The organism is Streptomyces sp. adm13(2018), assembly GCF_008042145.1.
Taxonomy (GTDB): Bacteria; Actinomycetota; Actinomycetes; order Streptomycetales; family Streptomycetaceae; genus Streptomyces.
This window is the reverse complement of sequence record NZ_RDBH01000114.1, coordinates 268825-277192: the sequence shown is the minus strand read 5'-3', so window position 1 is coordinate 277192 and position 8368 is coordinate 268825. Positions and strand designations below refer to the sequence as shown.

Annotated in this window: 6 protein-coding genes, 4 tRNA genes and 1 pseudogene; 4 read left to right on the top strand and 7 right to left on the bottom strand. The window is 71.8% G+C overall.

Going from position 1 to position 8368, the window contains the following annotated elements; translation table 11 throughout:
• The 4 genes from EAO70_RS13525 to EAO70_RS13510 all read right to left on the bottom strand — a co-directional run.
• Positions 1–246 (bottom strand): DUF6274 family protein (locus EAO70_RS13525; protein WP_148003234.1); only part of this gene is annotated, 246 nt, incomplete at its 3' end.
• Between the two features lie 129 nt (positions 247–375).
• Positions 376–449, bottom strand: a tRNA-Asp gene (locus tag EAO70_RS13520).
• Positions 450–536: 87 nt separating this feature from the next.
• The gene (gene hrpA, locus EAO70_RS13515; protein ID WP_148003233.1) at positions 537–4511 is read right to left on the bottom strand and encodes an ATP-dependent RNA helicase HrpA; all 3975 of its coding nucleotides are present in this window, start codon (positions 4509–4511) and stop codon (positions 537–539) included.
• Positions 4512–4592: 81 nt separating this feature from the next.
• Positions 4593–4808: a hypothetical protein gene (locus EAO70_RS13510; RefSeq protein ID WP_148003232.1), complete on the bottom strand. Its 216-nt coding sequence runs from the start codon at positions 4806–4808 to the stop codon at positions 4593–4595.
• 420 nt (positions 4809–5228) lie between these two features.
• Here EAO70_RS13510 and EAO70_RS13505 point away from each other — a divergent pair, with 420 nt between their 5' ends.
• Positions 5229–6092, top strand: a complete 864-nt coding sequence (locus EAO70_RS13505) for a DsbA family protein (RefSeq protein ID WP_148003231.1) — start codon at positions 5229–5231, stop codon at positions 6090–6092.
• Entirely contained in the window at positions 6089–6931 is an 843-nt protein-coding gene (locus tag EAO70_RS13500) for a cytochrome c biogenesis CcdA family protein (RefSeq protein ID WP_148003230.1), read from the top strand. Before EAO70_RS13505 ends, EAO70_RS13500 begins: the two co-directional genes overlap by 4 nt.
• A gap of 136 nt (positions 6932–7067) precedes the next feature.
• Here the strand turns inward: EAO70_RS13500 and EAO70_RS13495 are convergent.
• The 3 genes from EAO70_RS13495 to EAO70_RS13485 form a co-directional block, all read right to left on the bottom strand.
• Positions 7068–7144, bottom strand: a tRNA-Phe gene (locus tag EAO70_RS13495).
• Between the two features lie 22 nt (positions 7145–7166).
• Positions 7167–7240, bottom strand: a tRNA-Asp gene (locus EAO70_RS13490).
• A gap of 40 nt (positions 7241–7280) precedes the next feature.
• Positions 7281–7353, bottom strand: a tRNA-Glu gene (locus EAO70_RS13485).
• A gap of 104 nt (positions 7354–7457) precedes the next feature.
• Here EAO70_RS13485 and EAO70_RS13480 point away from each other — a divergent pair.
• Together EAO70_RS13480 and EAO70_RS37905 are read left to right on the top strand one after the other, a co-directional pair.
• Positions 7458–7808: a metallopeptidase family protein gene (locus EAO70_RS13480; RefSeq protein ID WP_187283874.1), complete on the top strand. Its 351-nt coding sequence runs from the start codon at positions 7458–7460 to the stop codon at positions 7806–7808.
• A gap of 153 nt (positions 7809–7961) precedes the next feature.
• Positions 7962–8368, top strand: a pseudogene (locus tag EAO70_RS37905) (hypothetical protein); the annotation flags it as partial.

The following is an 8368-nucleotide window of genomic DNA, read 5'->3' as shown; positions in this document are numbered from 1 at the left end:
ATCCCCGACGGTCTCGACGGCTCCCTCGGGCCTCTCCCGCCCCTCGGGCCTCTTCCGCCCCTCAGGCCCGTCCTGGCCGCCCCGGTCGTCCTGTGCCCCCTCGGGCTCCGGGAGGTCCATGGAGAGCCTCAGGAGGCGGTGGCAGACGACGCAGTGGCGGGTCAGGTGGCCGTACCGCGACGCGGCCGCCAGATGGGCGCGCAGCAGTGCTCTCGTCTCGTGCCGTGCTGCGGACGCCGCGGCCATGCGCGACCACCTCCGGTGTGGGGCCCCCGATTCCCTGATGTCCGGGGTACCGGCGGGCCTGTGTTCCCGTCAAGACACGGGAACACAAAGAAAGGCCCGCATCTCACGATGCGGGCCTTTCCGGTGAGGCGACTCTGACGGGACTTGAACCCGCGACCTCCACCTTGACAGGGTGGCGAGCTAACCAACTGCTCCACAGAGCCTTGCTCGCAGCCCCTCGTAAGCGGCTGCGAGCAAGACTGTACAGCAGGTCAGGGGGTCCGGTCGAACTCACCGACGGCGACGGTCCGCTACGGGGCCGCCGCGTCGATCGCCTTCACGATCCGCTTGTCCGAGACGGGGTGCGCCGTACCGAGCGCGTGGGCGAAGTAGCTCACCCGCAGCTCCTCGATCATCCAGCGGATGTCGGTCACCTCGGACGGCACCGGACGGCCCTGGGGGAGCTGTTCGAGGAGCCAGGCGTACTCGTCGAGCATCTCCCGGACCTTCTCCATCCGGGTGGTGTCCCGCTGGACCCCGGTCGGCATCTGCTGGAGCCGCCGGTCAACCGCCACCAGATAGCGCATCAGGTCGGGCAGCCGCTTCAGGCCCGTACGGGTGACGAAGCCGGCCGGCATCAGCCAGGCCAGCTGCGTGCGCACGTCGGTCAGGTTGTCGATCAGCGCCAGGCTGTTCGTCGACTTCAGCCGCCGCTCGCACGCCTGCCAGGCCGCCAGGACCTGCTGGACCTGGCCCACCGTCCGTACGGTCGTGTCCACCAGGTCGGCCCGGACCTTGTCGTACAGCTTCCGGAACGACTCCTCGTCCCACACCGGGCCGCCGTGGTCCGCCATCAGCTTGTCGGCCGCCGCGGTGGCGCAGTCGTCGAACAGGGCCTGGATCGAGCCGTGCGGGTTCGACGACAGGGCCAGCTTCTGCTGGTTGGTCAGCTTGTCCGAGGCGAACTTCGCCGGATTCACCGGGATGTTCAGCATGATCAGCTTCCGGGTGCCCCGCCACATGGCCAGCTCCTGCTCGGCCTCCGTGTCGAAGAGCCGTACGGCCACGGTCGCGCCCTCGTCCACGAGCGCCGGGTACGCCTTGACCGGCTGCCCGCCCCGCCGGGTCTCGAAGACCTTGGTGAGGGCCCCGATCGTCCAGTCCGTGAGCCCCGTGCGCTCCAGGGAGGGCCCGGAGCCGTCCGGGCCCGCCGTGGCGGCCGCGGCGGCCTGGGAGAGGGCCTGGCGGGCCTTCGGGCGCAGCCGCAGCCGCAGCGTCTCCAGGTCCTTCTCCTCGGCGAGCTTCCGGCGCCGCTCGTCGACGATCCGGAACGTCACCTTGAGGTGCTCGGGCACCTTCGCCCAGTCGAAGTCGTCGGCCGTCACCGGTACGCCGACCATCCGCTGGAGCTCGCGGGCGAGCGCCCCGGTCAGCGGCTCCTGCACGGGCACGACCGTGTCCAGGAAGCGGGACGCGAAGTTCGGCGCGGGCACGTAGTGGCGGCGGATCGGCTTCGGCAGGGAGCGGATCAGCTCGGTGACGACCTCGGCGCGCAGACCGGGGATCTGCCACTCGAAGCCGTCGTCGGTCACCTGGTTCAGGACCTGGAGCGGGACGTGCACGGTCACGCCGTCGGCGTCCGCGCCGGGCTCGAACTGGTACGTCACCCGGAACTTCAGCGCACCCTGCCGCCAGGAGTCCGGATAGTCGTCCTTGGTGACCCCGGCGGCCTTCTCGTTGATGAGCATCTCGCGCTCGAAGTCCAGGAACTCCGGCTCGTCCCGGCGCTTGTGCTTCCACCACGAGTCGAAGTGGGCTCCGGACACGACGTGTTCGGGGACGCGCTTGTCGTAGAAGTCGAAGAGCGTCTCGTCGTCGACCAGGATGTCCCGGCGGCGCGCCCGGTGCTCCAGCTCCTCGACCTCGGTGAGGAGCTTGCGGTTGTCCGCGAAGAACTTGTGGTGGGTGCGCCAGTCGCCCTCGACCAGCGCGTTCCTGATGAACAGGTCGCGGGAGACCTCGGGATCGATCCGGCCGTAGTTGACCTTGCGGTCGGCGACGATCGGGACGCCGTACAGCGTCACCTTCTCGAAGGCCATCACGGCCGCCTGGTCCTTCTCCCAGTGCGGCTCGCTGTACGTCCTCTTCACCAGGTGCTCGGCGAGCGGCTCGATCCACTCGGGCTCCACGCGCGCGTTGACCCGGGCCCACAGGCGCGAGGTCTCCACCAGCTCCGCCGACATGATGAAGCGCGGGGGCTTCTTGAAGAGCGCCGAGCCGGGGAAGATCGCGAACTTGGCGTTCCGCGCTCCGAGGTACTCGCCGCGGCCGCCGTCGCGGCGGGCGCCGTCCTTCGCGCCCTCCTTGGAGTCCTTCACGTCCTTCAGGCCGATGTGGCTGAGCAGACCGGCGAGCAGCGAGACGTGGACGGACTGCTCGGGCGCGTCCTCCTCGTTCACGTGGATGCCCAGCTGCTTCGCGACCGTCCGCAGCTGCGCGTAGATGTCCTGCCACTCGCGGATGCGCAGGAAGTTCAGGTACTCCTGCTTGCACATCCGGCGGAAGGAACTGGAGCCGCGCTCCTTCTGCTGCTCGCGGACGTAGCGCCACAGGTTCAGGAAGGCGAGGAAGTCGCTCGTCTCGTCCTTGAACCGGGCGTGCTGCTGGTCGGCCTGCGCCTGCTTCTCCGAGGGCCGCTCGCGCGGGTCCTGGATGGAGAGTGCGGCCGCGATCACCATGACCTCGCGGACGCAGCCGTTCTTGTCGGCCTCCAGGACCATCCGGGCGAGCCGGGGGTCCACGGGCAGCTGGGAGAGCTTCCGCCCCTGCGGGGTGAGCCGCTTCTTCGGATCCTTCTCCGCCGGGTCGATCGCGCCCAGCTCCTGGAGGAGCTGCACGCCGTCCCGGATGTTGCGGTGGTCCGGCGGGTCGATGAAGGGGAACTTCTCGATCTCGCCGAGGCCGGCCGCGGTCATCTGGAGGATGACGGAGGCCAGGTTCGTCCGGAGGATCTCGGCGTCCGTGAACTCCGGCCGCGTCAGGAAGTCGTCCTCCGAGTACAGCCGGATGCAGATGCCGTCGGACGTACGGCCGCAGCGGCCCTTGCGCTGGTTGGCGCTGGCCTGGCTGACCGGCTCGATCGGCAGCCGCTGCACCTTGGTCCGGTGCGAGTAGCGGGAGATCCGGGCGGTGCCCGGGTCGATCACGTACTTGATGCCGGGGACGGTCAGCGACGTCTCGGCGACGTTCGTCGCGAGGACGATCCGGCGGCCGGAGTGCGCCTGGAAGACCCGGTGCTGCTCGGCGTGCGACAGCCGCGCGTAGAGCGGGAGCACCTCGGTGTTGCGGAGCTGCCGCTTGAGCAGCGCGTCCGCGGTGTCCCGGATCTCCCGCTCGCCGGAGAGGAAGACCAGGACGTCGCCGGGACCCTCGGACTGGAGCTCGTCGACCGCCTCGCAGATCGCGGTGATCTGGTCCCGGTCCGACTCCTCGGAGTCCTCCTCCAGGAGCGGCCGGTAGCGGACCTCGACCGGGTACGTACGGCCGGAGACCTCGACGATCGGGGCCTCGCCGAAGTGGCGGGAGAAGCGCTCCGGGTCGATGGTCGCCGAGGTGATCACGACCTTGAGGTCGGGGCGCTTCGGCAGCAGCTGGGCCAGATAGCCGAGCAGGAAGTCGATGTTGAGGGACCGCTCGTGGGCCTCGTCGATGATGATCGTGTCGTAGGCGCGCAGCTCGCGGTCCGTCTGGATCTCGGCGAGCAGGATGCCGTCGGTCATCAGCTTCACGAAGGTCGCGTCGGGGTTCACCTGGTCGGTGAAGCGGACCTTCCAGCCGACGGCCTCGCCGAGCGGGGTCCTCAGCTCCTCGGCGACCCGCTCGGCGACCGTGCGGGCGGCGATCCGGCGGGGCTGGGTGTGCCCGATCATGCCCCGGACACCGCGGCCCAGCTCCAGACAGATCTTCGGGATCTGGGTGGTCTTGCCGGAGCCCGTCTCACCGGCGACGATCACGACCTGGTGGTCGCGTATCGCCTCCAGGATCTCGTCCTTCTTCTGCGAGACGGGCAGCTGCTCGGGGTACGTGACCGCGGGCACACGGGAGGCGCGCCCGTCGACGCGCTCCTTGGCCTTGGCCGCCTCGGCGGCGATCTCGTCCAGGACGGCCGCGCGGGCCTCGGGCTTGCGGATGCGGCGGGCGCCTTCGAGACGGCGGCCGAGCCGGTGGGAGTCCCGCAGCGAGACCTCGGCCAGGACGGACTGGAGGGCGGCGAAGGAAGTAGACATACGGAATCCAGGATCGCACCTGCGGCCGAGAAGCGGCGAACCGATTTACGAGCGGGCGCCGGGGGATCGTAGGGGCGGCCCTCAGGGGACCGCGAAGGCGTGCGCACGCGGGGGTGCGACGGGGCCGGCGGCTCCCTCGTCGACGGGGTGGCCCGGGTCGCAGCCGGGGACGGCGGCGCCCAGGACGACCGGGTCGGCACCCGCGGGCACGGCCGGCGCGGCGCCGCAGACCAGGAGTCCGAGGACCAGCGCCGCGAGCGCGGCGAACGCCGCCGGCACGCGGGTGGTACGGAACATGGCGAAACCTCTCGGGTCCGGTCGACGTGCCCGAAATAGTACGCACCCCGGCACCCCGCGCCGGGAAGCCGCCCGCGCGCTCACCCGGAAGCCGCCCGCCCGGGGAAGCCGCCCTTGCGCTCACCCGGAAGCCACCCGCCCCGGGGAGCCGGCAGCGGGATCGCCGGGGAGCCGCCGGCCCCGTCGCACCCCCGCGTGCGCACGCCTTCGCGGAACTCCTCCCGGCCCTGGCCGACGACCGCACACCGTGCGGCGCCCGCGCGCAGGACCCGGGAGCCCGGGGCGCCCCGGCCGGCCGGGAGCCACCCGCGCGCGCGGCCCCGTCTCCCGTCGAGCTGTCGGTCCTGAGGGTCTAGAGGGACGGCCCGCCCCGCCATCCCTTCTCTTCTCCCCTCTTCCCCTCCTCAGGAGCGCTTCCGCATGTCCAGGTCCAAGCCGATCGCCGTCGTCTCCGGGGTGGCCGTCGCCGCCGTCCTGCTCGGCGTCGTCTCGTACACCGCCACCCGGCCCACGCCCCCCGGCGCCGCCGGTTCCTCCTCCGTCGCCGAGGTCTCCGCCGACCCCGCGGCCGGGGTCTACGCCGAGCTGGAGGCCTACGCCCGCCGCGACCCCGCCGACAAGCTCGCCCTCGGCCGCGCCGACGCGCCCGTCGTCCTCATCGAGTACGCCGACTTCAAGTGCGGCTACTGCGGGAAGTTCGCCCGGGACACCGAGCCGGTCCTGATCGATAAGTACGTCGACAACGGCACCCTGCGCATCGAGTGGCGGAACTTCCCGATCTTCGGCGCGGAGTCCGAGGCGGTCGCCCGCGCCTCCTGGGCGGCCGGGCAGCAGGGCCGGTTCTGGGAGTTCCACCGGGCCGCCTACGCCGAGGGCGCCAAGGAGAAGGGCTTCGGCAAGGAGCGGATCGCGGCCCTGGCGAAGGAGGCGGGCGTCCCGGACGCGGCCCGGTTCGCGAAGGACAGCGAGGGCGCGGCGGCCCGCGAGGCCGTGGCCGCGGACCAGCAGCAGGGGTACTCCCTCGGCGCCACGTCCACCCCGTCGTTCCTGATCAACGGCCGGCCGATCGCCGGCGCCCAGCCGCTGGAGACGTTCACCGAGACGATCGAGGCGGCGGCGAAGACGGCGAAGGCGGCGAAATCCTCCGCCGGTGCGTCGACGCCGTCCTCCGGTGCCCCGAAGCCGTCCGCCGGTGCGTCACAGCCCTCCGCCGGTGCCTCGACGCCCGGTGCGTCACAGCCCTCCGCCGGTGCCTCGACGCCGGGTCCGGGCGCCGCCCGGTGACCTCCGGCATCGGCTACTTCGCCGCCTTCCTCGGCGGACTCCTCGCCCTGCTCAGCCCGTGCAGCGCCCTGCTCCTGCCCGCCTTCTTCGCGTACTCGATCGACACCCGCGCGAAGCTGGTGGCGAGGACCGGCATCCTCTACGCGGGCCTGGCGACCACGCTCGTACCGCTGGGCGCGGCCGGTTCGTTCGCGGGTCGTCTCTTCTACGGCCACCGGGACCTGCTCGTCACCGCCGGCGGCTGGCTGATCATCGGTCTCGGCGTCCTCCAGATCCTCGGTCTCGGCTTCGCCTCCCGACGGATCGCCGAGGCGAGCGGCCGGATCCGGCCGACGTCGGCGCTCTCCGTGTACGCCCTCGGCCTGGTCTACGGCCTGGCGGGCTTCTGCGCGGGTCCGATCCTCGGCAGCGTCCTGACGGTGGCGGCGCTGAGCGGCAGCCCGGCGTACGGGGGCCTGCTCCTCGCCGTCTACGCGCTGGGCATGGCCGTTCCGCTGTTCGTGCTCGCACTGCTCTGGGAGCGGTACGACCTGGGCCGGCGATCCTGGCTGCGCGGCCGGCCGCTCACGGTGGGCCCGCTCACGCTCCACTCGACGTCGCTGCTGTCGGGCCTGTTCTTCGTGGCCCTCGGCACGCTCTTCCTGGCCTTCGACGGGACGACCGCGCTGCCGGGCCTGCTGTCGGTGGACGACTCGTTCGCGGTGGAGCAGCGGGTGGCCTCGCTCGGCCGGGCGGTCCCGGACTGGGCCCTGCTCGCCGCCGTGGTGGCCGTGGTGGCGCTGGTCCTCGCACTGCGGTCGAGGCGGGGGAGCCGCTCGCGGGAGCGCGAGGAGATGTGACGGCACGGGGAGGAGGCGCCGGCCTCCTCCCCGTACGCCCCTCCGCGTCAGCATCCCCGCGCACGTATCTCCGTGTGCGCCCCTCCGTGTGCGGGCACACGAAGAAGGCCCCGTTCTTTCGAACGGGGCCTTCTGCTGGTGGCTGGGGCCGGGGTCGAACCGGCGACCTATCGCTTTTCAGGCGATCGCTCGTACCAACTGAGCTACCCAGCCACGAAGCTGTTTCCAGCCTCAGCGACTCTGACGGGACTTGAACCCGCGACCTCCACCTTGACAGGGTGGCGAGCTAACCAACTGCTCCACAGAGCCATGCTTGTGCGCGATCACTAGTCTCGCACACGGTACTGCGTGCCCCCAACGGGATTCGAACCCGTGCTACCGCCTTGAAAGGGCGGCGTCCTGGGCCACTAGACGATGAGGGCTAGAGGCTCACCTGCGCACTTCTCAGTGCGTCGGGGACGTGAGAAGCATATGGGATCCCGGGCGCTATCGCCAAAACGGTTTCCCACGGGGGGACAATGGGCCCGTGCTGGAGATGACGCGCGAGGAGTTCGAAGAGCTGGTCGCCGAGGCCCTGGACCGGATCCCGCCGGAACTGACGCGGCTGATGGACAACGTCGCGGTGTTCGTGGAGGACGAGCCGGCCCCGGACGATCCCGACCTGCTCGGGCTCTACGAGGGGACGCCGCTGACCGAGCGCGGCGAGTGGTACGCCGGGGTGCTCCCCGACCGGATCACGATCTACCGGGGGCCGACGCTGCGGATGTGCGCGTCGCGCGAGGACGTGGTCGCGGAGACCGAGATCACGGTGGTGCACGAGATCGCCCACCACTTCGGCATCGACGACGACCGGCTGCACGCCCTGGGCTACGGCTGACCGGACCCCGTACGCCGGGACCCCGTACCCCGGGACCCCGGGCGCGGCCCGGCGCGGACGCCGGGCGGTTCGGGCGTGTCCCATGCGGCGCCAAGGGAGTTGGGCAGGGCAACGCGTTCCGTTTCCTGCCTGTCGTGTCCTGGAGGTGCCCCCGTGCGCCAGTTGCCCACCCGTGTCAGATGGGCCGCCGCCGCGCTGGCCGTCGCGGCCTGCGCCGGTCTGAGCGGCTGTATGAGTGTCGGTGACGAGGGGGCGAAGCCGGCGCCCGGCGCGTCCGGCGGGAAGCGGGGCGTGGCGACCGACTCCGGCGGCGGCGTGGCGGGGGAGCCGGGCGGCGACGGCGGTTCGTGGGACGGGCGGCCGGACTCCGGCGGTCCCGACGTGGCCGGTTCCGGTACGGACACCCCGGTGCCGAGCGGTTCCCCCTCGGGCACGGCGAAGCCCTCCCCGGGCGCGGTGCTGCCGGGGGAGGTGCCCGGCGGTCCCGGCGGCCCGTCGAAGCCGCAGCCGACGGGTGGTCAGGACGGCCCGGGCGGCGCGGGAACGGCGGGCGGCGGCAT

Excerpts from the sequence above, each read along its gene's own strand:
- hrpA (WP_148003233.1), bottom strand. The coding sequence starts at position 4,511 with ATGTCTACTTCCTTCGCCGCCCTCCAGTCCGTCCTGGCCGAGGTCTCG.
- EAO70_RS13510 (WP_148003232.1), bottom strand. The coding sequence starts at position 4,808 with ATGTTCCGTACCACCCGCGTGCCGGCGGCGTTCGCCGCGCTCGCGGCG.
- EAO70_RS13505 (WP_148003231.1), top strand. The coding sequence starts at position 5,229 with ATGTCCAGGTCCAAGCCGATCGCCGTCGTCTCCGGGGTGGCCGTCGCC.